This is a genomic window from Massilia sp. YIM B02769, from assembly GCF_030411995.1.
GTDB lineage: Bacteria > Pseudomonadota > Gammaproteobacteria > Burkholderiales > Burkholderiaceae_D > Telluria.
The window spans coordinates 309,452-334,786 of record NZ_JASNRC010000003.1; the positions used below are offsets into that span (position 1 = coordinate 309,452).

Sequence of the window (25,335 nt, forward strand, 5' to 3'; positions counted from 1 at the left end):
GGAATCGATCCGTACGGTGGGCACGCTGTGCCCACGCGGGTGCGTGCCTACCCTTGCACCTGCGGCCGAGATGATTCGCTCCGGAACGCGTGCGATGGATGGGGGCGCTAACGAGATGCTCTCGGACGCGCCGCGTTAGCGCGGAAGGTTCGACGGGAACAATGCCAACAATGTTCGCCGTTCCGCGTGGGCACGGAGTGCCCACCGTACGGTTGGCTTCCGCGGCCAAAAAGATAAGGGCTTGGTTCAGCAGCAGCATCCCCGAAAGGCAGACCAGCCCCGCCACCGCTATTTGCCGATGGTGTAGACTGCCGGTATGCAGAACACCCTCTTTTTTGCCGCGGCCTTTCTGTACGCGGCCTGCGCCCTGCTGCCGTCGCGGCGGGGCGCTGTCATCTCCGGCGTCACCGCGCTGGCGTGGCTGATCCATGGCGGCGCGCTGTGGGGCGCCGCGTTTGCGCCCGGCTCGCTGCGCATCGGCTTTGCCATCATGCTGTCGTCCGCCCTGTGGGTCTCGGTGGCCGCCTACTGGTTTGAAAACCGCAACTTCGCCCTCGACGGCCTGCGGCGCCTGGTGATGCCCTGCGCCTTCGGCGCGGCCCTGCTGCCGGTGCTGTTCCCGGGCGCGATCATGGCCATCGAGAACCGCTCCAGCGCCTTCGGCTGGCACGTGGCCGTGGCCGTGCTGGCCTATAGCACGCTGACCATCGCCGCCTTCCACGCGGTGCTGATGGCGCTGCAGGAAACCCGCCTGCACGCGCGCACCGCGCCCACCAGCAGCGGCTGGTTCGGCGGCACGCTCGACCAGCTGCCGGCCCTGCTGACCATGGAAAAGCTGCTGTTCCGCCTGATCGGCATCGGCTTCGTCCTGCTCAGCCTCACCGTGCTGTCGGGCGTGGTGTTTTCCGAGCAGCTGTTCGGGCAGGCGATGCGCTGGGACCACAAGAACGTGTTCGCGATGCTGTCCTGGATTTTGTTCGCGGCCCTGCTGGCCGGACGCCACTGGCGCGGCTGGCGCGGCAAGACGGCGCTGCGCTTCACCCTGGCCGGCTTTGCCACGCTGGCGCTGGCCTATGTCGGCAGCCGCTTCGTGCTTGAAGTCGTCCTGCACCGGGGGATCGCATGAGCCGACTCCTGTTCTGGATCATCCTGATCGTCGTGATCGGCTTCGCGGTGCGCGCCAAGCTGCGCGCCGCCATCCGCAAGAGCCAGCTGCAGCAGCAGGAGGGGTGGCGCCAGCAGCAGTATCAGCAGCAGGGACGCCAGGCCGAGCCGGCGTCCATCGAAAACATGACCAGCTGCGCCCACTGCGGCCTGCATTTCCCGGCCTCCGAGGCGGTGCGCGCCGACGGCCTGGACTACTGCAGCCCGGCCCACGTGCGCCTGCCGCCGCGGTAAGCCCTTGAAGATCCGCTGGCCGGCGCTGTCCACGCAGTCGCGTACGACCTTCTGGCGCTCGCTGCAGGCGCTGAACGTCACGCGCATCGTCATCGGCATCGTGCTGCTGCTGTACATGGCCTTCGACGTGCGCGACGGCCGCGCCGCCACCGACCCGGCCTACGCGCGCACCTGCTTCTTCTACCTCGGCGCGGCGCTGCTGTTCGGCCTCGTCACCACGGTCTGGAAGCGCCGCTTCCCGCTGCAGCTGGCGCTCCAGATCGCGGTCGACCTGTTCGCCATCTCGCTGCTGTACCAGGCCGCCGGCGGCGTGCGCAGCGGCCTCGGCATCCTCTACCTGTTCCCGCTGGCCGGCGCCGCGATCCTGGCGCCGCTGGTGCTGGCGCTGTTCTCGGCCTCGGTCGCCTCGATCATCGTCCTGCTGCAGGCATCGTGGCAGCTGTTCACGCGCGACGGTGAGCCGCCGCTGATGCAGGCCGGGATGTACGGCATCGCCTTCTTCGCCGTGGTCCTGCTGGTGAACCGGCTGGCGGCGCGCCTGATCGGCCAGGAAGAACTGGCGGCCCAGCGCGGCGTCGACCTGGAAGTGCAGCAGTCGATCAACGAAATCGTGATCGCCGACGTCAACGACGGCGTGCTGGTGCTGGGCGCCGACGGCGTCATCCACACCGCGAATCCGGCGGCGCGGCGCATGCTGGGGGTGGACGCGCCCGGCGGCCTGCGCCTGGACGCGGTGCACGGGCTGGAACCGGTGGCCGGCGCCTTTGCGCGCTGGGTCGGCGGCACCATGCCGGCGCTGGCCGCGGTCGAGCCGGTACAGGGCGAGGCCGGACCCGACGAAGCCTGGGTCATCCTCAAGCCTTTCCAGGAACCGGGCGCGCCGGACGCCAACGGCAGCGCGCGGCGCGACCAGCCGGCGCACCTCAAATTGCGTTTTGCCCGGGTGGAAGCGGCCGGCGGCAAGCCGGGGCGCAGCGTGGTCTTCATGCAGGACGTGAGCGCCATCGAAAACCAGGCGCAGCAGCTGAAGCTGGCCTCGATGGGGCGCCTCACCGCCAGCATCGCGCACGAGGTACGCAACCCCTTGTCGGCCATCGGCCACGCCACCGCGCTGCTGGCCGAGGACCTGCACGGCAAGGCCGAGGTGCGTTTATTGAAGATCATCGGCGACAACGTGGCGCGCGTGAACCGCATGGTCGAGGACATCCTGCAGCTCTCGCGCAAGGCCCAGCCCTACGCCGAGCCGCTGGTGCTGGCCGCTTTCCTGGCCGAGCTGAAGGCCGAGTTCATCGAAACCCAGGACCTGCCCGAAGAGATGGTCTGGCTGGGCGGCGCCGGCGCCATCGAGGTGCGCTTCGACGCCCTGCACCTGCGCGAAGTGCTGGTGAACCTGCTCGGCAATGCGATCCGCTACGCCAGCCGGGCGCCGGCCAGCATCCGCATCTGGCCCGAGCTCGACGCCTTCGGCACGCTCGAACTGCATGTGCAGGACGACGGCCCCGGCATCACGCCGGACGTGCGCGCCCACCTGTTCGAGCCCTTCTATACTACGTCGAGCAAGGGCACCGGCCTGGGCCTGTACCTGGCGCGCGAGCTGTGCCTGAACAACGGCGCCAAGCTCGATTACGAATACCGCTTCGACCCGGCCGCGCCCGGCGCGCGCAAGGCCAGCGGCCGCTTTGTGATGACCTTCGCCCAGCCGGCGGCTTCCGGCGCGGGCGCAGCATGAGGATTTGTCCATGAGTTCCCCCCGCATCCTGGTGGTCGACGACGAAGCCGACCTGCGCGACCTGCTCGAGATCACCCTGCTCAAGATGGGCCTGGACGTCGATTGCGCCGCCACCCTGCGCGAAGCGCGCCGCCTGGTGGACGACAACGCCTACAACCTGGTCCTGACCGACATGCGCCTGCCCGACGGGCTGGGGCTGGAACTGGTGCGCGAGGTCTCCAGCACCTCGAAGACGCCGATCGCCGTGATCACCGCCTTCGGCAGCGCCGAGAACGCGGTGGTGGCGCTGAAGGCCGGCGCCTTCGACTATGTCTCCAAACCGGTGGTGCTGGACGAGCTGCGCGTGATGGTGCGCTCGGCCTTGAAACTGTCGGAGGCGCCAGGCAGTCCGGCGACCGGGGAGGGCGGCGCTGGTACACCGTCGCGCCTGATCGGCCAGTCGCAGGCGATGCAGGCCTTGCGCGCCCAGATCGGGCGCCTGGCGCGCTCGATGGCGCCGATCGCCATCACCGGCGAGTCCGGCGCCGGCAAGGAGCTGGCCGCGCGCGAGATCCACGCCCAGAGTTCGCGCGCCGCGAAACCTTTCGTCGCCGTGAACTGCGGCGCGATTCCGGAAAACCTGATGGAAGCCGAGTTCTTCGGCTACCGCAAGGGCGCCTTCACCGGCGCCGGCGAGGAGCGCGACGGCTTCTTCCAGGCGGCCAACGGCGGCACCCTGATGCTGGACGAGGTGGCGGACTTGCCGCTGGCGATGCAGGTGAAACTGCTGCGCGCGATCCAGGAACGGCGCGTGCGCAAGATCGGCGCCACCGCCGAGGAACCGGTCGACGTGCGCATCATCAGCGCCACCCACAAGGACCTGGCGCGCTGCGTCGAGACCGGCAGCTTCCGCCAAGACTTGTTCTACCGGCTGAACGTGATCGAGCTGTCGCTGCCGGCGCTGCGCGAGCGGCTCGACGACTTGCCGGTGCTGACCAACGCGATCCTGGCGCGCCTGGCCGGCCCGGGCGGCGCTTCGCTGGGGCCGGGCGTGCTCGACGTCTTGCGCGCCTATTCCTTCCCCGGCAACGTACGCGAACTCGAGAACGTGCTGGAGCGGGCGCTGGCGTTTGCCAACGACGGCGTGATCCAGGTCGGGGACTTGTCGCTGAAGGCGGCGCGGCCGAGCGAAGGGACGCGATCCCATGAAGCACCTGCGCCGGCGCTGGCCGTGCCCCCGAGCTACGAGCCGCCGCCCGTGCCGGCCGCGGCGCCGCTGCCGCAAGCCGGCGCGCCGGCGCCGCTCGGCCCGGATAGTTTGCCGAGCAACCTGCCGGCCTACCTGGAGGGCGTGGAACGCGATATCATCCAGCGCGCACTCCAGCAAACCCAATTCAACCGTACCAAGACCGCCAGCCTGCTCGGGATCAGCGTGCGCCAGCTGCGCTACCAGATGCAGAAACTCGATATCCAGGCACCGGAGAACTGATATGCCCAAACTTCTACGCTATGTCGCCCTGGCGATCGCCCTGATCGCCGCGCTGATGTGGATGCGGCACGAGGTCAAGGTCGACAGCTGCCTGGATGCGGGTGGGCGCTGGGACAATGGGCTGGGTGAGTGCATTCAGCCCTATACGCCGGGGACGCCGGTGTAGCGTACACCGGCGGCGGTTACCGGGTAGGGTGGGCCGGGCCGCGCTAGGCGCCCCGTGCCCACGCGTAAAGCGTGTGCGGTGTTGGCTTCTCTTCCGGCTCGCCAAATCACGTTAACAATGATCGAAGTTCACGCGTGGGCACGGGGCGCCCACCCTACCATTTCTCGCGGCCTGGCCTACCCCGCAGTCCGCCGTTATCAAATTGTGTTGTCTTTTCGCCAGTGCAAAATGGTGCAGTCTGCACCGTTGTTGAGCAATCTTTATTGCAGCTGTACAAGACTTAAGCAGCGTGTTAGTGCTCGCTAACCCGAAACAGCCGATCTTTTGCCTCAGACCCGATTGTCAAGAGGCGCGCACCCAAAAAACGCGAGAAATTGAGAATTTATTCACTTGCACGGCCGCGCGAGCAGGTACTACAATTAGTCCCATATCAAAGCACCACACTAGATATAGTGGTAGCGAGGTCAAGAGTAGGACGAGGTAGCCGGGCCAGGCAGCCAGCTTCCCAAGAACTTGACCGCAGTACAACCCGGCAGTATCGCTCTTCGACTTACACCTGTTTTTCGCATCTTTAACACGCATTAAATAACTGTAGGCAATAATATTGCCCGGCTTGGCATTGCCCAGCCGGCAGGGAACCCTTTTTCGCTTTTTTTATATACGTCGATTGCTCGCACGCGCGGGCATTCGGCACGGAACAACCGGCGGCAGCCCGACTGCCCATCCTGGAGGCTCAATGCACACTTCTCAAGACATCTCAATCAAACCGCAAGCGGCTCCAGGAGCGGCAACCGGCGCCAAGGCGACTGATATCGCCGCCCACGGCGACTACCGCATCATCCGCCGCAACGGCGCCGTCGTGCCTTTCGAGCCGAACAAGATCTCGGTCGCGATGACCAAGGCCTTCCTGGCGGTCGCCGGCGGCCAGGGCGCCGCCTCGGCCCGGATCCGCGACCTGGTGGAAGAGCTGACCAACAACGTGGTCGCCGCGCTGATGCGCCGCCAGCCGAACGGCGGCACCTTCCACATCGAAGACGTGCAGGACCAGGTCGAGCTGTCGCTGATGCGCTCGGGCGAGCATGACGTCGCACGTGCCTACGTGCTGTACCGCGCCAAGCAGATGGAAGAGCGCCGCGCCGCCAAGGAAGCCGCTGGCGCCAGCGCCATCCAGGCGCCGCAGATCCACGTGGTCGACGGCGGCGAGCGCCGTCCGCTCGACATCAACGATGTCCACGCCCTGGTCAACGCCGCCTGCGCCGGCCTGGAAAAGCATGTCGACGCCGACGCCATCGTCGCCGAGACCCTGCGCAACCTGTACGACGGCGTGCCGGTCGAGGAACTGCACAAGTCGGCCATCCTGGCCGCCCGCGCGCTGATGGAAACCGACCCGGCCTACAGCCAGGTCACCGCCCGCATCCTGCTGCACACGATCCGCAAGGAAGTCTTCGGCAAGGAAGTGGCGCAAGCCAAGGCCGCCGCCGAATACATCACCTACTTCCCGCAGTACATCGCCAAGGGCATCCAGAACGAACTGCTGGATGAACAGCTCGGCACCTACGACCTCGAGCGCCTGGCCAAGGCCCTGGTCGCCGACCGCGACCTGCAATTCGGCTACATCGGCCTGCAGACCCTGTACGACCGCTACTTCCTGCACGTGCGCGAAACCCGCATCGAGATGCCGCAGGCCTTCTACATGCGCGTCGCCATGGGCCTGGCCCTGCGCGAAGCCGACCGCGAAGAGCGCGCCATCGAGTTCTACAACCTGCTGTCGAGCTTTGACTTCATGAGCTCGACCCCGACCCTGTTCAACTCGGGCACCCGCCGCTCGCAGCTGTCGTCGTGCTACCTGACCACCGTCGGCGACGACCTGGAAGGCATCTACGACGCCATCAAAGAGAATGCACTGCTGTCGAAGTTCGCCGGCGGCCTGGGCAACGACTGGACCCCGGTGCGTGCGCTCGGTTCGCGCATCAAGGGCACCAACGGCAAGTCGCAAGGCGTGGTGCCGTTCCTGAAAGTGGTGAACGACACCGCCGTGGCGGTCAACCAGGGCGGCAAGCGCAAGGGCGCGGTCTGCGCCTACCTGGAAACCTGGCACATGGACATCGAGGAATTCCTCGACCTGCGCAAGAACACCGGCGACGACCGCCGCCGCACCCACGACATGAACACCGCGAACTGGATTCCCGACCTGTTCATGAAGCGCGTGATGGAAAAGGGCGACTGGAGCCTGTTCTCGCCGAGCGAAACCCCTGACCTGCACGACCTGGTCGGCAAGGCCTTCGAAGATGCGTACACCGCCTACGAAGCCAAGGCGGCACGCGGCGAAATGACCGTGTACAAGAAAGTCGCTGCCCTCGACCTGTGGCGCAAGATGCTGTCGATGCTGTTCGAAACCGGCCACCCATGGATCACCTTCAAGGATCCGTGCAACATCCGTTCGCCGCAGCAGCACATCGGCGTCGTGCACTCGTCGAACCTGTGCACCGAGATCACCCTGAACACCAGCGCCGACGAGATCGCCGTCTGCAACCTGGGCTCGGTGAACCTGCCGCAGCACATGAAGGGCGATGGCCTCGACCACGTCAAGCTGCAGAAGACCATCCGCACCGCGATGCGCATGCTCGACAACGTCATCGACATCAACTACTACGCCGTGGAAAAGGCGCGCAACTCGAACCTGCGCCACCGCCCGGTCGGCATGGGCATCATGGGTCACCAGGATTGCCTGCACATGATGCGCGTGCCGTTCGCCTCGGACAAGGCTGTTGAATTCGCCGACAAGTCGATGGAAGCCGTCTGCTACTACGCCTACCTGGCCTCGACCGAGCTGGCAGAAGAGCGCGGCCGCTACGACACCTACGCCGGTTCGCTGTGGGACCGCGGCATCCTGCCGCAGGACTCGATCAAGCTGCTGGCGGAAGAACGCGGCGGCTACCTGGAGCAGGACACCAGCGAATCGATGGACTGGACCGTGGTGCGTAACCGCATCAAGGAGTTCGGCATGCGTAACTCGAACTGCGTGGCGATCGCTCCGACCGCGACCATTTCGAACATCATCGGCGTGTCGGCCTGCATCGAGCCGACCTTCCAGAACCTGTACGTGAAGTCGAACCTGTCGGGCGAATTCACCGAGATCAATTCGTACCTGGTGCGCGACCTGAAGGCACGCGACCTGTGGGACGAAGTCATGATCGCCGACCTGAAGTACTTCGACGGTTCGCTGTCCAAGATCGACCGCGTGCCGCAAGACCTGCGCGACATCTACGCTACCGCCTTCGAAGTCGAGCCGAAGTGGCTGGTCGAGCAGGCATCGCGTCGCCAGAAGTGGATCGACCAGGCCCAGTCGCTGAACATCTACATGGCCGGCGCATCGGGCAAGAAGCTGGACGAGACCTACAAGCTGGCCTGGCTGCGCGGCCTGAAGACCACCTACTACCTGCGCACCATCGCGGCAACGCACATGGAGAAGTCGACCACCCGTACCGGCGCGCTGAACGCGGTGCCTGTGTCGGGCGGCCTGACCGGTCACGCTGCGCCAGCGGCGGCTCCTGCTGCTGCCCCGGCGGCGACTGCACCGGAAGTGGTGGACGGCGCGGCTTGCTACCTGCGTCCGGGCGACGCCGGCTTCGACGAATGCGAAGCTTGCCAGTAAATGGTCAATAAGCGTTAATCAGTAATCAATCAGTAAGCGCACGCCCGGCTCCATGCCGGGCGCTGCCACGTCAAGAATTCAAAGGAAACAATCATGCTGTCATGGGACGATGAACCAACCAGCGCGCCACGCGCACCGCTCGCCGGCAATACCGAAGGCGCACCTGCCGCCGAAGTCGCCAAGCGCGTGAACGCCGACGACAAGCGCATCATCAACGGCCAGACCGACGTCAACCAGCTGGTGCCGTTCAAGTACAAGTGGGCATGGGACAAGTACCTGGCCGGCTGCGCGAACCACTGGATGCCGCAGGAAGTGAACATGCAGCGCGACATCGAGCTGTGGAAGAACCCGAACGGCCTGTCGGAAGACGAGCGCCGCCTGGTCAAGCGCAACCTGGGCTTCTTCACCACCGCCGACTCGCTGGCCGCCAATAACATCGTGCTGGGCACCTACCGCCACATCACGGCGCCGGAATGCCGCCAGTACCTGCTGCGCCAGGCCTTCGAAGAGGCGATCCACACCCACGCCTACCAGTACATCGTCGAGTCGCTCGGCCTGGACGAGCAGGAGATCTTCAATGCCTATAACGAGATCGCGTCGATCCACGACAAGGACCAGTTCCTGATCCCGTTCATCAACGTGCTGACCGACCCGGAGTTCAAGACCGGCACCCTGGAAGCCGACCAGCAACTGCTGAAGTCGATCATCGTCTTCGCCTGCCTGATGGAAGGCCTGTTCTTCTACGTCGGCTTCACCCAGATCCTGGCGCTGGGCCGCCAGAACAAGATGACCGGCGCCGCCGAGCAGTACCAGTACATCCTGCGCGACGAATCGATGCACGTGAACTTCGGCATCGACCTGATCAACACGATCAAGATGGAAAACCCGCAACTGTGGACCCCGGCCTTCCGCGACGAGCTGAAAGCCCTGTTCCTGCAAGCCGTCGAACTCGAATACCGCTACGCCGAAGACACCATGCCGCGCGGCGTGCTGGGCCTGAACGCCCCAATGTTCAAGGGCTACCTGCGCTTCATCGCGAACCGCCGCGCCGTGCAGATCGGCCTCGATGCGCTGTTCCCGAACGAAGAGAATCCGTTCCCGTGGATGAGCGAGATGATCGACCTGAAGAAAGAGCGTAACTTCTTCGAGACGCGCGTGACCGAGTACCAGACCGGCGGTGCGCTGAACTGGGATTGATAGTCTGTCGTATTTGACGCAAAGCCCACGAAGCCCGGCGAGAAATCGCCGGGTTTTTTTTATGTTCTCTGCGTTTGCGCAATTCAATCGTGCGCGGGTCGGGCGAAAACTGTTTTGCGAGATTTGCCGATGAAATAAGGCGCCGTTTGAAGCGCAATGCGTTGCGGCGCTGTCCAATAGAGTGAAATGTACGTGCGCGGGTTGCGCACTGACAAGGTTTTCGTGTACTTTACGTGATTGAATTTGTCAAAACGTGAACATGGATTTTTTTGCATGCTCACTGGCAAACAAAACCGATCGAATATTGGGACGCTGATACGTTCAGTATGCACTTAAGCTTAGCGAAAAGAACAAGCCGCACTGCCTGATCGACATCAGGCATGGCGGCTTTTTCTTTTCGCGCCCGTGAGGGTAGCGATGTGAAGGTGCTGGAAGTGTGGGTGTTTCAACGTCGTTGGCTGAAGCGCTGCAATTGTGAGGAGTTGCAGCAGTTCAGCTGGTGCCGTATTCATTGGCAGTAACCGACCGGTTTGTGCCGATGAATAATTCGCCCGATGCAGTAGGCGGTCGGACGGATTTCAACCTTGTAGCGTATTTTCTCATCGCAGAGAAGGAGAACAAAAATGGCAACAGCCGCTAAGAAACCAGCAGTAAAACCGGCAGGCAAGACTGCCGCCAAACCGGCCGCAAAAGCAGCCGCAGCAGAGAAACCAGCAGCAAAGAAAGCCGCTGCTGCAAAACCAGCAGCGAAGGCTGCGGCTAAACCGGCTGCGAAGCCGGCCGCCAAGCCTGCGGCAAAAGCTGCGGCGAAACCGGCTGCAAAGAAAGCCGCAGCGAAACCAGCTGCGAAGCCAGCGGCAAAAGCTGCAGCCAAGCCGGCAGCGAAACCAGCAGCGAAGAAAACCGCTGCAACCAAGACTGCTGCAACCAAGACCGCGACCAAGTCGGCAGCCAAGCCAGTAGCAGCGAAGAAGACCGCCGCTCCTGCAAAGAGCGCTGCCAAGACCGCGACCAAAGCTCCGGCCAAGGCAGCAGCAACCAAGACCGCAGCTAAAGCGCCGGCCAAGGCAGCAGCAACCAAGACCGCAGCCAAGTCGTCGGCCAAGACCGCGACCAAAGCTCCAGCCAAGGCAGCAAACAAGACTGCAGCCAAAGCTCCAGCCAAGGCAGCGACCAAGACCGCAGCCAAGTCGTCGGCCAAGACTGCAACCAAGGCTCCAACCAAGTCGTCGGCCAAGACCGCAGCTAAAGCTCCAGCCAAGGCAGTGACCAAAACCGCAGCCAAGTCGTCGGCCAAGACCGCAACCAAGGGGGCGTCTGCGAAGACGCCCGCCAAGGCAGCGACCAAGACCGCAGCTAAAGCTCCAGCCAAGGCAGCGACCAAAACCGCGGCCAAGTCGTCGGCCAAGACCGCAACCAAGGCTCCAGTGAAAGCCGCAGCGACCAAGACCGCAGCCAAAGCACCAGCCAAGGCAGCCGCAACCAAGACCGCAGCCAAAGCTCCGGCCAAGGCAGCAGCGACCAAGACCGCAACCAAGGCTCCGGCCAAAGCCGCCGCAACCAAGACCGCAGCTAAAGCTCCGGCAAAGGCCGCAGCGACCAAAACCGCAGCCAAGGGGACGTCTGCCAAGACGTCCGCCAAAGCCGCCGCAACCAAGACCGCATCGAAAGCCGCTCCGGTGAAGGCTGCAGCGACCAAGACCGCAGCGAAATCCGCTCCGGTGAAGGCCGCAGCGACCAAGACCGCAGCGAAAGCCGCTCCGGTGAAAGCCGCCGCAACCAAGACCGCCGCCAAAGCACCAGCCAAAGCACCGGCCAAAGCCGCAGCAACCAAGCCGGCAGCCAAGTCGTCGGTGAAAGCCGAAGACTCGCCTGCCGCCCCGGCAAAGTCGGAAGCCACCCTGGCCGCCAACCCGGCAGTCAAGCGCGCGGTCGGCACCAAGAACGCCGATACCAAGCCGGAAGCGAAGACCGAAGCCAAGGCCGCTCCAGCAGCCAAGGCCGAAGCCAAGCCGGAAGCCAAGGCCGAAGCGACGCCGGAAGTGAAGGCCGACGCCAAGCCTGAAGCGAAAGCCGAAGCCAAGCCAGCGGCCAAGAAGCCAGCGGCCAAGAAGCCGGCCGCCAAGGCAGCCGATACCAAGTCGGAAGCGCAGCCAGCCGCCAAGCAGGCTTCGAAAGAAGCGAGCGGCGAGAACAAGCCGGCCGCACCGGCTCCTGCCGCGAAGACCACGCTGGCGCCGGCAGCGGCATGGCCGTTCCCGACCAGCAGCCGTCCGTAACGACAGCCCACGCCCGCTTGGGGCAAAATACCGCTGTGTGATATGTTCGCACAGCGGTATTTTTTTTATTTTAAGGAGTCCATGTGCTGCCCATTCTTCAGTTGATCGTCGACACCGCTGCCACCGTGCTGGGCGCGGTCCTGCTCCTGCGGTTCTGGATGCAGGCCATCCGGGTCCGTCCACCTGCATCCGTGGCGCAGTTCACGTTCACGCTGAGCGACTGGCTGGTCAAACCGCTGCGCCGTGTGGTGCCGGGGGCGGGCGGCTACGATTGGGCAAGCCTGATCGGCGCCTTTATCGTGGTGCTGCTGGCGACATCGGTGCTGTTCATCATCGGCGCCACGGCCGAGCAGGTGTTCCTGCTGGCGCTGGTGCGCTTCCTGAAATGGATCATCTACGGATTCATCGCGCTCCTGATCATCGAGGCGATCTTCAGCTGGGTGAATCCGCATGCGCCGCTGGCGCCGTTCGTGCATGCGCTGAACGATCCGCTGCTGCGGCCGATCCGGCGCGTGGTGCCGCCGATTGGCGGGCTGGATTTGTCGGTGCTGGTGGCGGTGCTGCTGCTGCAGATTGCGTTGTATGTGATCAGGATGCTTTTGCCGGGCGGAGCGTATTGAAGGGACTTGTCTGGATGTGAAAATGGGCAGCGTGGAGCTGCCCATTTTTTTGCGTGAGGTGTTCGTGGCCTGGCTTCGTGGTGCGAGCGATACCTCGGCGGACGTGGTTATCGTTGGGGCACGTAACCGCGTGGGCACGGAGTGCCCACCGTACGGGTTGAGCCGCAGGCCATATCATAAGCCAGAGGCCGAGCCGAGCCGCAGGCCGTAGCACGGGCCGCGTAATGCGGCCCGTGCTAGATTACTTGAAGCGGTAGCCGAAGGCGGCTTCGAATTTGTCGGCGATCTCGGTCGGGGTGAAGCTGTGGTTTTGGCCGCCCTGGTGGCCGATCTTGATGGAGCCGAGCAGGCTGGCGAGGCGGCCGGTGGTTTTCCAGTCGTAGCCTTGCGCGATGCCGTACAGGAGGCCGGCACGGTAGGCGTCGCCGCAGCCGGTCGGGTCGACGATGCTGGCGGCCGGGACCACCGGGATGTCGTAGCGCTCGCCGCCGGCGTAGATTTCCGAACCCTTTTCGCCGCGGGTGATGACCAGGGCGTCCAGGCGCGATGCGATCTGTTCCAGCGTCAGGCCGGTGCGGTCGACGATCATCTCGAATTCGTAGTCGTTGGCCGCCAGGTAGGTGGCCTGGTCGATGAAGGTGAGCAGCTCTTCGCCGCTGAACATCGGCAGCTGCTGGCCCGGGTCGAACATGAAGGGGATGCCCTGGGCGGCGCAGTCGCGCGCGTGCTTGAGCATGCCGTCACGGCCGTCCGGGGCGATGATCGCCACGCGCAGCGGGCCGCAGTCGGCCACGTTGTTCTCGTGCGAGAACTGCATGGCGCCCGGGTGGAAGGCGTTGATCTGGTTGTTGTCCTGATCGGCCGTGACGAAGCACTGGGCCGTGTAGGCGTCGCCGATGGTCTTGATGGCGCGCGTCTTGATGCCGAAGTTACGCAGGCGCTCGAGGTAGTCGGCGCCGTCCTGGCCGATGGTGGCCATGATCAGCGGATCGCCGCCCAGCATGTTCAGGTTGTAGGCGATGTTCGCCGAGCAGCCGCCGTATTCGGTGCGCAGGGTCGGCACCAGGAACGACACGTTCACGCGGTGCAGCTGGTCGGCCAGCAGCGTGTCGCCGAAGCGGCCGTGGTACTGCATGATCTTGTCGAATGCCAGCGATCCGCAGATCAGGGTAGGGTGGGTCATGTTCGCTCAGGGATAAAAGACGGCGATGTGGTAGCCGGAAGGTTGAAGGTCGTCCACGCGGAAGTGGAGCGTGATCGCTTGTTCGACGCGCGGCGCCAGGCCGTTCGCGGTTGGCGTGGTTGCCACGAGATAGTCGCGCGGTGCGAAGACGCGGCGCACCAGCGGTTTGTCGTTGGCGTCGGTCAGCGACAGCTCGAGGCTGGGCCAGGCTTGCGGCACGGCGCCCTGGTTGCGCAGCTGGGTGGTGAACGCATAGGCGCCGCCGCCGAGGGTGGTCAGTTCGCCGGTGTCGATGACGAGGTTGTCGACCTGCGCCGGCAGATCGACGCGGCAGCCGAACAGCGCGCAGCCCGACACCAGCGCCGGTTTCGCGCCCGGGAAGCGGGCGGCCAGGGCGCTGCGGAAGGTAAAGGCGCCCTGGGCGAGCAGGATCAGCAAGAGCACGATCGAGCCGGCCAGCATGGCGATCTTGCGCGTGCGGCCGCTTTGTTCCTGCTGGCGGCTGCGTTTCACGAACTCGGGTTCGTCGCTCTCGGGCACGCGGATCTTCGGCGGCGCGTCGATCCTGGTCGGGGTCAGGCGCGAGCGCCGTGCCGCGGCCTTGTCGGCGCGTTTTGCCGAAGGCGTGCGGGCCACCGGCGGGGCGCTAGGCGCCGGTGTGGTGGCGTGGATGATGGCGCCGGCCGCTTCGCGCATCGGCAGGATGGCCGGCGCGTCCGCTGCATGCACGGCCTTCGCTGCCGGTTCGCGCTCTTGTTCTTGCTCATGATCGTGATCGGGCAGGGCGGTGGCGACGATTTCCTCGTCCACGGGCAGGTCGAAGCTGGGTTCGATGCGGCCGGATGGCGGGTAGGCGATCTCGGTGGCCGGGGCAAACGCGGGCGGGGTGAGCTCCTGGGCGGTGTCGCCGGCTGTATTCACCTGGGGCTCGGCTTCTCCAGGCATGGCGTCGGGCAGCGGCTCCTCGTCCGGCGAGGCAACCTTGGGCAGGATGCCGAAGGGGTCGAAGGTATGGTCGAAGTCGAGCGTGTAGACCGGCTGGTCGTCGAAGTTCGGCGCAGCCTCGGCCTCCCCTACCGGCGTGGCAGCAGCCGCAGGCCCCTCGACCGGTTCAGGCTCAGGCTCAGGCTCAGGCTCAGGTGCAGGTGCAGGTGCAGGTGCAGGTGCAGGTTCCGGTGCAACAGCCGCAGGTGTATCAGCGTCGACCGGGAGATCGGGCGTGGCAGCAACGTCAGCCGGCGCTTCAGGCGCCTCGGTTGCTTCAGTTATTTCGATTATTTCAGGCACTGCGGGAACGTCGACGACCGCAGGCGTTTCCGTCAGCGCAGGCGCTTCAGGTGCGGCAGGTGCGGCAGGTGCGGCAGCCTGCGCCGGCGCACGCACCGGCAAGGCATCGAGATCGACCAGCGACGCGCTGCCGTCGAAGATTTCCTGGCAGGCGCCGCAGCGCACGATGCCCCCACGTAGCTTGAGCTGGTCCGAGGCGACCCGGAACATCGTGCCGCAATGGGGGCATTGTGTGGCGAGCGCCATGCCTGGCTCTCCTTAGGCAGAGGCGGAACGCGCGGGCGGAGCCGACTCCTGGCCGAGCGTGCCGTGCAAGGCAACCCAGCCGTCCTGCTCGGCCCAGACGCCCAGCTTGATGAAAGGTGCGTAGGCGGCGGCCACTTCCTCGGCCTGGCGCGCCAGCACGCCCGACAGGATCAGCGAACCGCCCGGCGCCACGCGGCCGGACAGCATCGGCGCCATCAGCTTCAATGGGCTCGACAGGATGTTGGCGACCACGATGTCGAACTTGCCGCTCGCATGGCGCTCGTTCGGCGAGGCAGCGAATGCATCCGGCACGTAGAAGTCGATTTCGCAACCATTGCGCTCGGCGTTGGCGCGGGCCGATTCGATCGCTTGCGGATCGATGTCGACGCCGGCAACGTCGCCCGCGTCCAGCTTCTTGGCGACCATCGCCAGGATGCCCGAGCCGCAGCCGTAGTCCAGCACCGACTTGCCCGGCGCCGGGTGCGCTTCCAGCCACTCCATGCACAGGCGGGTGGTCGGATGGCTGCCGGTGCCGAAGGCCAGGCCCGGATCGAGTTCCAGGATCAGGGCGTCCGGGTTCGGCGCCTCGTGCCAGCTCGGCACGACCCAGATGTTCTTGCCGATGTGGATAGGCTCGAACTGCGATTGGGTCAGGCGCACCCAGTCGGCGTCCGCCACGTCGCGCGTGGTGAAGGCCGGCACGGTGGCCAGCTTGATCGCGGCGGCGGCTTCGGCGACGATGGCGGCTTGATCCGCATCGATGTCGGTCAGGGCGACCACGCGGCTGTGGTCCCAGGCCGCTTCGGTCGGTTCCATGCCCGGTTCGCCGAACAGCGGCTTTTCCTGCTCCGTACCCTCGTCGGCGTCTTCGACGGACACCGACAAGGCGCCCGCTTCCATCAGCGCGTCGGACAGGGCCTCGGCGTGGTCGCGTGCGATTTCGATGACGACTTCAGTCCAGCTCATGCGTCAGCCTTGTTTTCCGGGGCCACGACAACCTTGGTGTCGGGGCGGTTTGCCAGCTTCTGCTCCAGGTAATGGATGTTGGTGCCGCCTTCGATGAAGCGCGCATCGACCATCAGTTCGCGGTGCAGCTGGATGTTGGTGAGGATACCCTCGACCACCATTTCGGAGAGCGCGATCTGCATGCGGCGGATGGCTTGCTCCCGGGTAGCACCGTAGGAAATTACCTTGCCGATCATCGAGTCGTAATGAGGTGGCACATAGTAACCGGCGTACGAGTGCGAATCGACACGGATGCCAGGACCGCCCGGCGGGTGCCAGCCGGTGATGCGGCCGGGCGACGGCGTAAATTTAAAGGGGTCTTCGGCATTGATGCGGCACTCGATCGCGTGGCCGGCCAGCATGATGTCGCGCTGGCGGAAACGCAGTTTTTCGCCGCAGGCGATGCGGATCTGTTCCTGCACGATGTCGATGCCGGTGATCATTTCGGTGACCGGGTGTTCGACCTGGACGCGGGTGTTCATCTCGATGAAGTAGAACTCGCCGTTCTCGTACAGAAATTCGAAGGTGCCGGCGCCACGGTAGCCGATCTTGCGGCAGGCTTCGGCGCAGCGGTCGCCGATCTTTTCGATGAGTTTACGCGGGATGCCCGGCGCCGGTGCTTCCTCGATCACCTTCTGGTGGCGGCGCTGCATCGAGCAGTCGCGCTCGCCCAGCCAGACGGCGTTCTTGTGTTCGTCGGCCAGGATCTGGATTTCCACGTGACGTGGGTTTTCCAGATACTTCTCCATATACACTTCCGGATTGCCGAAGGCGGTGCCGGCTTCGGTCTTGGTCATCTGGACCGCGTTCAGCAGGGCCGCTTCGGTGTGGACGACGCGCATGCCGCGCCCGCCGCCGCCGCCGGCCGCCTTGATGATGACCGGGTAGCCGATCTTGCGCGCGGTCTGGATGATTTCTTTCGGGTCATCCGACAGGGCGCCGTCCGAGCCTGGCACGCAAGGCACGCCGGCGCGGATCATGGCCTGCTTGGCCGAGACCTTGTCGCCCATCAGGCGGATCGAATCGGAACGCGGGCCGATGAAGACGAAGCCCGATTTCTCCACGCGCTCGGCGAAGTCGGCGTTTTCCGACAGGAAGCCGTAGCCCGGGTGGATCGCTTCGGCGTCGGTCACTTCGGCAGCGCTGATGATGGCCGGCATGTTCAGGTAGCTCAGCGACGATTGCGCCGGACCGATGCAGACGGACTCGTCGGCCAGCTTCACGTACTTGGCGTCCTTGTCCGCCTCGGAGTGAACGACCACCGTCTTGATGCCCATTTCGCGGCAAGCGCGCTGGATACGCAGCGCGATTTCACCACGGTTGGCGATGAGGATTTTTTCAAACATGGTTAGCTTCGGTGTAGGAGAGAAGCCGGCGTCGGGCGCCGGCTGGGTTCGGATCAAGTGGCCGCGGGGAAGTCACGGCCGGCGAGCTGCTTAGCCGATCACGAACAGCGGCTGGCCGAATTCGACCGGCTGGCCATTTTCCACCAGGATCTTGGTCACCACGCCCGACACGTCGGCGTCGATTTCGTTCAGGAGCTTCATTGCTTCGATGATGCAGAGGGTATCGCCTTCCTTGATGTTGGCGCCCACTTCGACGAAAGCCGGTGCGCCTGGCGCCGACGAACGGTAGAAGGTGCCGACCATCGGCGACTTGACCACGTGGCCGGTTTCCGCGGCAACGGCCGGTGCTGCCGGGGCAGCCGGGGCAGGCGCTGCGGCAGGGGCAGCCGGCGCCGAGAACTGCTGCACGCCCGCTGGCGGCATCATGACCATCTGGCCTTGGGGCATTGCGGACGACTTGACGATGCGGACCTTGCTTTCGCCTTCGGTCACTTCGAGTTCAGCGATGTCCGATTCGGCGACGAGGTCGATCAAAGTCTTGAGTTTACGAAGATCCATGTAGAACCCCTTGGAATTATTTGTGTTTTAAGAGTAAGCGAAGCGCCAAAAAGAGGGCGCATCCGCGCATGATGCATGAAGTTGGCGTAGATTAACGCTATTTAAGCGCAAAGTCGATGGCAAACCGATATCCGTCCACGCCCAGACCGCTGATCGTTCCGCGGGCGATCGCCGACAGGTACGAGTGGTGACGGAATTCTTCACGCTGGTAAATGTTTGAGATATGTACCTCAATAAACGGGATCGCCACGGCGGACAGCGCATCGCGCAATGCCACACTCGTATGGGTGAGCCCGCCAGGATTGATGACGATCGCGTCCATGCCCTCGGTACGGGCAGCGTGGATGCGGTCGATCAGCGCACCTTCGTGGTTGCTTTGAAAGCAGGAAAGCGATCCGCCCGCTGCCTTGGCCTGGGCCGTTGCAGCGCTTTCGATGTCGGCCAGCGTTGCCGCGCCGTACACCGCAGGCTCGCGGGTCCCTAACAGATTCAGGTTGGGACCGTTAAGCAGCAGTAGCTTTTTCGCCATGTTTTTGTAGAGTCTATGCTCGAAAGTGACGCATTTTGCCGTCAACAAGGGGTATTGGCAAGCAATAAAATTCTATGCGGATAAGGGTGACTTGGGCGGCGTTCGGAAAAGAACGACCGTTCGCGAGCCCTGCCGTACCGTCCCGCAGCCTGCCTTACAGTGCCGCCAGGTCCGCCTTCAGCTCGTCGAACTTGAGCTTGCCCAGGTAAGTCTTCTTGACCTGTCCGTCGGCGCCGATGAGGACGGTGAAGGGCAGGCCGCCATTCGTATTGCCGAAGCCGCGCGAGAGTTCCGTGCCGCCCATGCCGCCCACGTACAGCGGATACTGGATCTTGTGCTTGGCGGCGAACTCGCTCATGGCCGAGGGCGAATCGATGCCGATGCCGATCACGTTATACCGTTTGCCGTTTTCTTCGTTCGCCAGCGCCGACAGCTCCGGCATTTCCTGCACGCAGGGTCCGCACCAGGTAGCCCAGAAGTTCACCAGCACCGGCTTGCCCTTCCATTTCTCCAGGGATTGCGGCTGGCCGTTCAGGTCGTTCAGCGACTGCGCATATAGATTAGTGGAGGCGGTGTGGGCCGCGCCGCCGGTCGGGGCGATGGCGGTTGTCACTGGCGCTGCCGGTTGCGGCTGGGTTTTATAGCCGAGAAAAGCGCCGAGCGCGCCGAAGACCACGGCCACGGCCGCGAGTGCTGCCACCTTCTTGTTATTCATTCGTCCTGTTCCAGAGATTCGTCGGTCGTCATCAAGGCGCGCAGGCCGGCCGCGTCGACACGCTGCAGGCGGCCATCGGCACGCGGCTTGAGTGCGCCTCGCAGATCGTGAAAATCGTAGAGCTCAGCATGCACCGCCTCCTTATGCCACAGGAAGCTCACCGTTTCAACCGGATCGTGGCGTGCGCCCTTGAAGTGGGGCGTTTCCGAGATATCGATGTTGACGTTGCGGCCCAGCAGGAAGATCTCGACTTCCTTGGCGCTGTCGGCGAACAACTGCAAATGGATGTCGTCGTGCTCGCCGGCAGTGCCGTTCAGCACCGCGCCGGTGAGATACGGATTGAACGCGGCCAGCGCATCCATCACCTGCAAGGCCGTCTGGCGCAAATGCAGCAGGCGTTCGGCATGGGCGGCGCCGCCAAATAAAGACTGGTACTTGCGCACCTCGTCCTCGATCTGCAGGTTATCGGGCATCAGGTTCGGCGCGGGCTGGTCCACGCCCAGCACCTGGCGTGCGGCCTTGCGGCGGGCGGTGGCGTAATCGGCGCCGTCCTGGGCGATCATGCGTGCGGCGGTGGCAGCGATCTCCAGGCGTAGCTGGAATAGGTCATTGTTCTGGCTTGGCATCATGAGGACGATCATACTCTTGAACGAAAAATGGCATCGCGTCGGTTAGAATCCTGTATTCGCTTTCATACCCACGACCATGCACATTCATATCCTCGGCATTTGCGGCACCTTCATGGGTGGCCTGGCGGTGCTGGCCAAGGAGGCCGGCCACCGCGTTACCGGTTGCGACGCCAACGTCTATCCACCGATGAGCACCCAGCTCGAAGCCCAGGGTATCGAACTGATCCAGGGTTACGGACCGGAGCAGGTGTCGCTGGAGCCGGATCTGTACGTGGTCGGCAATGTGATGACGCGCGGGAATCCGCTGATCGAGGAAATTTTGAACCGCGGCCTGCCATATATGTCTGGCCCGCAGTGGATTGGCGAACATATTTTGCGTCATAAATGGGTACTGGCCGTGGCCGGCACCCACGGCAAGACCACGACCTCGTCGATGCTGGCCTGGATCCTGGAAGACGCGGGCTACTCGCCGGGCTTCCTGATCGGTGGCGTGCCGATGAACTTCGGCATTTCGGCGCGCCTGTCGGGCGAAGCCGACTCGGACTTCTTCGTGATCGAGGCCGACGAATACGACACCGCCTTCTTCGACAAGCGTTCCAAGTTCGTGCACTACCACGCGAAAACCGCCGTCCTGAACAACCTGGAGTTCGACCATGCCGACATCTTCCCGGACATCGGCGCCATCGAAACCCAGTTCCACCACCTGGTGCGCACCGTGCCCGGTGTGGGCCGCCTGGTCGTGAACGGCGACGAAGCCTCGCTGGCGCGCGTGATCAAGCGCGGCTGCTGGAGCGACAAGGAAACCTTCGGCGGCTCGGACGGCGTGGACTGGGCCATGGTCGAGCACCCGGGCGGCGCCAGCTTCGACGTGCTGTTCAAGGGCGAGAACCAGGGCACCGTCCACTGGGAATTGACCGGCAAGCACAACCGCTCGAACGCGCTGGCCGCGATTGCCGCCGCCCGCCACGTCGGCGTGCCGGTGGCGCAAGCCGTGGATTCGCTGTCGCGCTTCCAGAGCGTCAAGCGCCGCATGGAAGTGCGCGGCGTGGTGAACAATGTCACTGTGTACGATGATTTCGCGCACCACCCGACCGCGATCGCTACCACCGTCGGCGGCCTGCGCCAGCGCATCGGCACCAATGGCCGCATCCTGGCCGTGCTGGAACCGCGCTCGAACACGATGAAACTGGGCGCCATGAAGGACGCATTGCCGGGCAGCCTGAAGGATGCCGACCTGGTCTTCGGCTTCGGCAGCCAGCAGGCGCTGGGCTGGTCGCTGGCCGACGCCCTGAAGCCGCTGGGCACGATTGCCCACAGCTTCGACCAGATCGACTACATGGTGCAGGCCATCATCCAGGCCGCCCAGCCGGGCGACCATATCCTGGTGATGAGCAATGGCGGCTTTGGCGGCGTGCACCAGAAGCTGCTCGAGGCCCTGGCCAAATGATTCTCTATTTGCACGGCTTCCGCTCCTCGCCGCGCTCGTTCAAGGCGCGCGTGGTGCAGGAACGCATGACGGCCGCCGGCCGCGCTGGCGACCTGATCTGCCCGCAGCTGCCGGCCTCGCCGAAAGCGGCGATGGAACTGGCCCTGCTGCTGGCCGAGCGTCATGCGCCGGACGACCTGGCGATTGTCGGCTCCTCGCTGGGCGGCTTCTATGCCACCTGGCTGGCCGAGCGCCTGGGCGTGCCTGCCGTGCTGCTGAACCCGTCGGTCGATCCGCTGAAGAACCTGGAGCACCACGTCGGCGTGACCACGAACTGGCATTCGGATGAGCCGTTCGAATTCCGGCGCGAGTATATCGATGAATTGGCCGAACTGAAGGTGGCGCAGATTACCCGTCCGGAGCGTTATTTCCTGATCGCGGCCACCGGCGACGAAGTGCTGGATTACCGCGACATGGTGGCGCACTACGCCGGCGCGCGCCAGCACGTGATCGAGGGTAGCGACCATGCGATTTCGGAATTCCCGCAGTATGTGGACGAGGTATTGGCCTTCTGCCAGCCGCATGTCGACTGGTCGCAGGCAGGCCGGAACTAGTGCGCGGTAATTCGCTGCGCCAGGCGAAATGGCATCGCCATGTGGGCGCCGTGCGCGCCGCTGACGACATGCGCGACTGGCTAACGACGAAGGGTTCGCTGACCGCGCGTCTGGTGAGCAGCAGCGACAGCTTCCGCGTGAAGCGCCTGCACCAGCACGCGGCGCTGTGTTCGCTGGAAGAGGCGGGCCCGATCGGCCTGCCGCGCCGCGAACGGGTGTGGGAACGCGAAGTGCTGCTGTGCTGCGATGGCGCGCCGGCGGTGTTCGGCCACACGGTGGTGCCGATGTCGGCCAGCGCCACCGACTGGCCGCTGTTTTCGGCGCTGGGCGAACGCTCGCTCGGCACGACCCTGTTTTACGACCCGCGGGTAATACGCGGGCCACTGGAATTTGCGCGTCTGCGCAGGAGCCACCCGCTGGTCCGGCGCATGCAGTCCGCGCTCGGTAACGAAGTGGCAGGAAACGAATTTTATGCGCGGCGTTGTGTCTATCGCCGCCATCAAGGCCTGCTGATGGTCACCGAGGTATTCTTGCCGGCGGTACTCGATCTGGGCGCAACACCTATAACGCGAAACGAAACATGAATGTATTTTTTGAAGAATCGGGCGATTTCAAGGTCGGCTCGGTGCTGTCCCAGGCAGGTGAGGCATACCAGGTAGAACTGTCGAGCGGCAAACGGTCGAAGGTGAAAGCCAAGGACGTGCTGCTCCAGTTCGAGAAACCCGACCCCGCGTCGCTGCTCGAGGCCGCCAAGGGCATCGCCGCCGACGTCGATCTGGAATTCCTGTGGGAAGTGGCTGGCCAGGAAGAGTTCGGCTTTGCCGAGCTCGGCGCCGAGTACTTCGGCCATGCGCCGCTGCCCGCCGAGGCCGCCGGCCTGGTGCTGGCCCTGCACAATGCCCCGATCTACTTCTATAAAAAGGGCCGCGGCCGCTACAAGGCGGCGCCCGAGCAATCGCTGCGCGCGGCCCAGGCCGGCATCGAAAAGAAAAAGCAGCAGGCCATCATCCAGGCCGGCTATGTCGAGGAATTGAAGGCGGGCACGCTGCCGGCCGCGATGCAGACCATGGTGCACCAGCTGCTGTTCAAGCCGGACCGCAATACCATCGAATACAAGGCCATGGAAACGGCCGCCAGCGAACTGCAGACTTCGGCCCCGCGCCTGATGCTCAAGGCCGGCGGCATCGCTTCGCCGAAAGAGCTGCACATGGGCCGCTTCCTGTTCGAAAACTTCCCGCGCGGCGCAGGTTTCCCGGCCGTGCCGGTGCCGAGCGCGCCGGCGAACCTGCCGACGGCGAACGTCGCCGCCTTCTCGATCGACGACGTGACCACCACCGAGATCGACGATGCCTTCTCGGTCGAGCACCTGGAAGACGGCAAGGTGCGCGTCGGCATCCACATCGCCGCGCCTGGCCTGGCGATCAAGCCGGACGACGAGATCGACAAGATCGCGCGTAGCCGCATGTCCACCGTGTATATGCCGGGCGACAAGATCACCATGCTGCCGGACGAGGTGGTGAATGCCTTCACCCTGGCCGAGGGCACGACCTGCCCGGCGCTGTCGCTGTACGCGACCCTGGACCCGGCGGACTGGTCGACGGTCTCGACCGTTACCCGCGCCGAACTGGTGCCGATCAAGAACAACCTGCGCCACAATGACCTGGATGCGCTGGTCAACGAAGAAACGCTGGAAAGCGGCGCCGGCGAGTATCCGCACAAGGCGGAGCTGGCGCTGCTGTGGAAGTGGGCGCTGAAACTGGAAGCGGGCCGCATGGCCAAGCGCGAAGCCTTCGGCCTGAAGCCGGAGCAGGCGAACCGCGTCGACTTCAATTTCTATGTCGAAGACGACGTGGTCTCGATCGTGCGCCGCAAGCGCGGCGCGCCGCTCGACAAGATCGTGGCCGAGCTGATGATTTTCGCGAACAGCACCTGGGGCAAGCTGCTGCACGACTCGGGCGTGCCGGGCATCTACCGTTCGCAGGGCGCCGGCAGCGGCGCCGGCTGGGCCGCCAAGATGCAGGTACGCATGGTCACGCACGCTGCGCCGCATCAGGGCCTGGGTGTCGATCAATATGCCTGGAGCACCTCGCCGCTACGCCGCTATACCGACCTGGTCAACCAGTGGCAGATCATCGCCTGCGCCGAGCACGGTGTGACCGCGCCGCTGGTGGCCCCGTTCAAGCCGCGTGACGCGACCCTGTTCTCGATCGTCTCGGCCTTCGATGCGGCCTATTCGGCCTACAACGATTTCCAGCAGACCATGGAACGCTACTGGTGCCTGCGCTGGCTGGGCCAGGAGCAGGTCAAGCAGACCGAGGCGGTGGTATTGAAAGAGGACGTGCTGCGCCTGAACGATGTGCCGCTGGTGATCCGCCTGCCGGGCATGCCGCCGGTGGCGCGCGGCGCGCAGGTGAAACTCGACATCGTGCGCTGGGACGAGGTCGATTTGTCGCTGGAAGCACGCCTGCTCGAAGTGGCCCAGGCCGCCCCGAGCGAAGAGCTGGCCTTCGATGAGGAAGAGGGCGACGTGGCCGATACCGGGGAAGCTGCCGTGGAAGAAGTCGTCGAAGCCGAAGGCGCGGTAGCCGCCGTCAGCACCGACGACGCCACGCCGGCGGCCGGCGCACAATAATCCTGCAAGGGGACGCCATCCAACCATGAGCAGCAGGTCGATACGCACCATCGTGATCGTCACGGCCGTGATCGTGCTGGCCTACTGGGCCGTGTTTGCCTGGATGGTGTACCGCTCGCCCTTGACCTACGAAGCCATCGATTTCGATCACGATGGCTCGGTGAGTTTCAATGAGGCCGATTACGCCTCCTCGTTCGGCATGCGCACGATTTACCGCGATGGCGAACAGTGCGTCGAGTATTTCGCCGAGAAAGACGGCGCCGCGCTGAAGCAGGTGTGTACGAAAAAACCGTGAGAGCGGGGTCCGTAGGGTGGGCACTCGTGCCCACGCTGTGATGAGGCCGCTACCACGCGCCATGTCATCACGCTGCGGCTCCGAGCGAATCGAGACCGCGCGAAGAGATCATTCGATCATCAGGAAACCCGCTTCAGCACCACGATGCTGCCCAGGCCACGTGTTGGATAGCCGCAGCCCGTAGCCAACAGGAGGCACCCGTAACCGCGTGGGCACGGCGTGCCCACCGTACGGTTTGCGCCTCGAGCCGGTCTAACTGTTGCCCCGCGGCCACCAACCGCCCGCACGGCCCCGGGCCGCTGTAGAATGCTTGGATTCCCAGATTCAACAGCCGTCCGGCGCGCACGCGTGAAGTACT

Annotated in this window: 23 protein-coding genes; 14 read left to right on the forward strand and 9 right to left on the reverse strand. The window is 64.5% G+C overall.

Annotated elements, in window-relative coordinates; genetic code table 11:
* Positions 1-316: 316 nt before the first annotated feature.
* The 7 genes from QPK31_RS06510 (at position 317) to QPK31_RS06540 (ending at position 9,613) form a co-directional block, all read left to right on the forward strand.
* The gene (locus tag QPK31_RS06510; RefSeq protein ID WP_290422128.1) at positions 317-1,126 is read left to right on the forward strand and encodes an inner membrane protein YpjD; all 810 of its coding nucleotides are present in this window, start codon (positions 317-319) and stop codon (positions 1,124-1,126) included.
* Positions 1,123-1,398, forward strand: a complete 276-nt coding sequence (locus QPK31_RS06515) for a PP0621 family protein (protein WP_290422129.1) — start codon at positions 1,123-1,125, stop codon at positions 1,396-1,398. Before QPK31_RS06510 ends, QPK31_RS06515 begins: the two co-directional genes overlap by 4 nt.
* Positions 1,399-1,402: 4 nt before the next feature.
* A complete protein-coding gene (locus tag QPK31_RS06520; protein ID WP_290422130.1) occupies positions 1,403-3,127 on the forward strand; it encodes a PAS domain-containing sensor histidine kinase in 1,725 nt (574 codons plus the stop codon).
* 10 nt (positions 3,128-3,137) lie between these two features.
* Positions 3,138-4,595 carry a sigma-54 dependent transcriptional regulator gene (locus tag QPK31_RS06525; protein ID WP_290422131.1) on the forward strand — a complete coding sequence of 486 codons (1,458 nt, stop codon included), beginning with the start codon at positions 3,138-3,140 and terminating at the stop codon, positions 4,593-4,595.
* Position 4,596: 1 nt separating this feature from the next.
* Complete coding sequence (locus tag QPK31_RS06530) at positions 4,597-4,761, forward strand: hypothetical protein (RefSeq protein WP_290422132.1); 165 nt, start codon at positions 4,597-4,599, stop codon at positions 4,759-4,761.
* 736 nt (positions 4,762-5,497) lie between these two features.
* Positions 5,498-8,416, forward strand: a complete 2,919-nt coding sequence (locus QPK31_RS06535; protein WP_290422133.1) for a ribonucleoside-diphosphate reductase subunit alpha — start codon at positions 5,498-5,500, stop codon at positions 8,414-8,416.
* 93 nt (positions 8,417-8,509) lie between these two features.
* A complete protein-coding gene (locus tag QPK31_RS06540; protein ID WP_290422134.1) occupies positions 8,510-9,613 on the forward strand; it encodes a ribonucleotide-diphosphate reductase subunit beta in 1,104 nt (367 codons plus the stop codon).
* Positions 9,614-10,121: 508 nt separating this feature from the next.
* On the opposite strand, the gene QPK31_RS06545 is transcribed toward QPK31_RS06540, so the two are convergent.
* On the reverse strand, positions 10,122-11,312 hold the full coding sequence (locus tag QPK31_RS06545) for a hypothetical protein (protein ID WP_290422135.1): 1,191 nt from the start codon (positions 11,310-11,312) through the stop codon (positions 10,122-10,124).
* On the opposite strand from QPK31_RS06545, the gene QPK31_RS06550 reads away from it, so the two are divergent.
* Positions 11,293-11,892 carry a histone gene (locus QPK31_RS06550; RefSeq protein WP_290422136.1) on the forward strand — a complete coding sequence of 200 codons (600 nt, stop codon included), beginning with the start codon at positions 11,293-11,295 and terminating at the stop codon, positions 11,890-11,892. The two genes, QPK31_RS06545 and QPK31_RS06550, sit on opposite strands and share 20 nt — an antisense overlap.
* A gap of 83 nt (positions 11,893-11,975) precedes the next feature.
* Positions 11,976-12,512, forward strand: coding sequence for a YggT family protein (locus QPK31_RS06555; protein WP_290422137.1), 537 nt, complete (start codon positions 11,976-11,978; stop codon positions 12,510-12,512).
* A 241-nt stretch (positions 12,513-12,753) separates the two neighbouring features.
* On the opposite strand, the gene QPK31_RS06560 is transcribed toward QPK31_RS06555, so the two are convergent.
* The 8 genes from QPK31_RS06560 to QPK31_RS06595 all read right to left on the reverse strand — a co-directional run bounded on the left by QPK31_RS06560 (position 12,754) and on the right by QPK31_RS06595 (position 20,010).
* Complete coding sequence (locus tag QPK31_RS06560; protein WP_290422138.1) at positions 12,754-13,695, reverse strand: carbohydrate kinase family protein; 942 nt, start codon at positions 13,693-13,695, stop codon at positions 12,754-12,756.
* Positions 13,696-13,701: 6 nt separating this feature from the next.
* A complete protein-coding gene (locus QPK31_RS06565) occupies positions 13,702-15,228 on the reverse strand; it encodes a zinc-ribbon and DUF3426 domain-containing protein (protein ID WP_290422139.1) in 1,527 nt (508 codons plus the stop codon).
* Between the two features lie 12 nt (positions 15,229-15,240).
* Entirely contained in the window at positions 15,241-16,194 is a 954-nt protein-coding gene (gene prmA, locus QPK31_RS06570; RefSeq protein ID WP_290422140.1) for a 50S ribosomal protein L11 methyltransferase, read from the reverse strand.
* A complete protein-coding gene (accC, locus tag QPK31_RS06575; RefSeq protein ID WP_290422141.1) occupies positions 16,191-17,579 on the reverse strand; it encodes an acetyl-CoA carboxylase biotin carboxylase subunit in 1,389 nt (462 codons plus the stop codon). The genes prmA and accC overlap by 4 nt, the downstream gene beginning before the upstream one ends.
* A gap of 90 nt (positions 17,580-17,669) precedes the next feature.
* Positions 17,670-18,137, reverse strand: coding sequence for an acetyl-CoA carboxylase biotin carboxyl carrier protein (gene accB / locus QPK31_RS06580; RefSeq protein ID WP_290422142.1), 468 nt, complete (start codon positions 18,135-18,137; stop codon positions 17,670-17,672).
* A gap of 97 nt (positions 18,138-18,234) precedes the next feature.
* The gene (gene aroQ / locus QPK31_RS06585) at positions 18,235-18,666 is read right to left on the reverse strand and encodes a type II 3-dehydroquinate dehydratase (protein WP_290422143.1); all 432 of its coding nucleotides are present in this window, start codon (positions 18,664-18,666) and stop codon (positions 18,235-18,237) included.
* A gap of 154 nt (positions 18,667-18,820) precedes the next feature.
* Positions 18,821-19,381, reverse strand: coding sequence for a TlpA disulfide reductase family protein (locus QPK31_RS06590; protein ID WP_290422144.1), 561 nt, complete (start codon positions 19,379-19,381; stop codon positions 18,821-18,823).
* Positions 19,378-20,010: a hypothetical protein gene (locus QPK31_RS06595; protein WP_290422282.1), complete on the reverse strand. Its 633-nt coding sequence runs from the start codon at positions 20,008-20,010 to the stop codon at positions 19,378-19,380. The genes QPK31_RS06590 and QPK31_RS06595 overlap by 4 nt, the downstream gene beginning before the upstream one ends.
* Positions 20,011-20,086: 76 nt before the next feature.
* On the opposite strand from QPK31_RS06595, the gene mpl reads away from it, so the two are divergent.
* From mpl to QPK31_RS06620, 5 genes are read left to right on the forward strand one after another with little or no spacing between them, the layout of a single operon-like run.
* Complete coding sequence (mpl, locus tag QPK31_RS06600) at positions 20,087-21,457, forward strand: UDP-N-acetylmuramate:L-alanyl-gamma-D-glutamyl-meso-diaminopimelate ligase (RefSeq protein ID WP_290422145.1); 1,371 nt, start codon at positions 20,087-20,089, stop codon at positions 21,455-21,457.
* Entirely contained in the window at positions 21,454-22,050 is a 597-nt protein-coding gene (locus QPK31_RS06605; protein ID WP_290422146.1) for a YqiA/YcfP family alpha/beta fold hydrolase, read from the forward strand. Before mpl ends, QPK31_RS06605 begins: the two co-directional genes overlap by 4 nt.
* Entirely contained in the window at positions 22,050-22,634 is a 585-nt protein-coding gene (locus tag QPK31_RS06610) for a chorismate lyase (RefSeq protein WP_290422147.1), read from the forward strand. The genes QPK31_RS06605 and QPK31_RS06610 overlap by 1 nt, the downstream gene beginning before the upstream one ends.
* On the forward strand, positions 22,631-24,682 hold the full coding sequence (locus QPK31_RS06615; protein ID WP_290422148.1) for a ribonuclease catalytic domain-containing protein: 2,052 nt from the start codon (positions 22,631-22,633) through the stop codon (positions 24,680-24,682). The genes QPK31_RS06610 and QPK31_RS06615 overlap by 4 nt, the downstream gene beginning before the upstream one ends.
* A gap of 25 nt (positions 24,683-24,707) precedes the next feature.
* Positions 24,708-24,977, forward strand: a complete 270-nt coding sequence (locus QPK31_RS06620; RefSeq protein ID WP_290422149.1) for a hypothetical protein — start codon at positions 24,708-24,710, stop codon at positions 24,975-24,977.
* Positions 24,978-25,335 lie beyond the last annotated feature (358 nt).

Excerpts from the sequence above, each read along its gene's own strand:
- QPK31_RS06510 (WP_290422128.1), top strand. The coding sequence starts at position 317 with ATGCAGAACACCCTCTTTTTTGCCGCGGCCTTTCTGTACGCGGCCTGC.
- QPK31_RS06515 (WP_290422129.1), top strand. The coding sequence starts at position 1,123 with ATGAGCCGACTCCTGTTCTGGATCATCCTGATCGTCGTGATCGGCTTC.
- QPK31_RS06525 (WP_290422131.1), top strand. The coding sequence starts at position 3,138 with ATGAGTTCCCCCCGCATCCTGGTGGTCGACGACGAAGCCGACCTGCGC.
- QPK31_RS06530 (WP_290422132.1), top strand. The coding sequence starts at position 4,597 with ATGCCCAAACTTCTACGCTATGTCGCCCTGGCGATCGCCCTGATCGCC.
- QPK31_RS06535 (WP_290422133.1), top strand. The coding sequence starts at position 5,498 with ATGCACACTTCTCAAGACATCTCAATCAAACCGCAAGCGGCTCCAGGA.
- QPK31_RS06540 (WP_290422134.1), top strand. The coding sequence starts at position 8,510 with ATGCTGTCATGGGACGATGAACCAACCAGCGCGCCACGCGCACCGCTC.
- QPK31_RS06560 (WP_290422138.1), bottom strand. The coding sequence starts at position 13,695 with ATGACCCACCCTACCCTGATCTGCGGATCGCTGGCATTCGACAAGATC.
- QPK31_RS06565 (WP_290422139.1), bottom strand. The coding sequence starts at position 15,228 with ATGGCGCTCGCCACACAATGCCCCCATTGCGGCACGATGTTCCGGGTC.
- prmA (WP_290422140.1), bottom strand. The coding sequence starts at position 16,194 with ATGAGCTGGACTGAAGTCGTCATCGAAATCGCACGCGACCACGCCGAG.
- accC (WP_290422141.1), bottom strand. The coding sequence starts at position 17,579 with ATGTTTGAAAAAATCCTCATCGCCAACCGTGGTGAAATCGCGCTGCGT.
- accB (WP_290422142.1), bottom strand. The coding sequence starts at position 18,137 with ATGGATCTTCGTAAACTCAAGACTTTGATCGACCTCGTCGCCGAATCG.
- aroQ (WP_290422143.1), bottom strand. The coding sequence starts at position 18,666 with ATGGCGAAAAAGCTACTGCTGCTTAACGGTCCCAACCTGAATCTGTTA.
- QPK31_RS06590 (WP_290422144.1), bottom strand. The coding sequence starts at position 19,381 with ATGAATAACAAGAAGGTGGCAGCACTCGCGGCCGTGGCCGTGGTCTTC.
- QPK31_RS06595 (WP_290422282.1), bottom strand. The coding sequence starts at position 20,010 with ATGATGCCAAGCCAGAACAATGACCTATTCCAGCTACGCCTGGAGATC.
- mpl (WP_290422145.1), top strand. The coding sequence starts at position 20,087 with ATGCACATTCATATCCTCGGCATTTGCGGCACCTTCATGGGTGGCCTG.
- QPK31_RS06605 (WP_290422146.1), top strand. The coding sequence starts at position 21,454 with ATGATTCTCTATTTGCACGGCTTCCGCTCCTCGCCGCGCTCGTTCAAG.
- QPK31_RS06615 (WP_290422148.1), top strand. The coding sequence starts at position 22,631 with ATGAATGTATTTTTTGAAGAATCGGGCGATTTCAAGGTCGGCTCGGTG.
- QPK31_RS06620 (WP_290422149.1), top strand. The coding sequence starts at position 24,708 with ATGAGCAGCAGGTCGATACGCACCATCGTGATCGTCACGGCCGTGATC.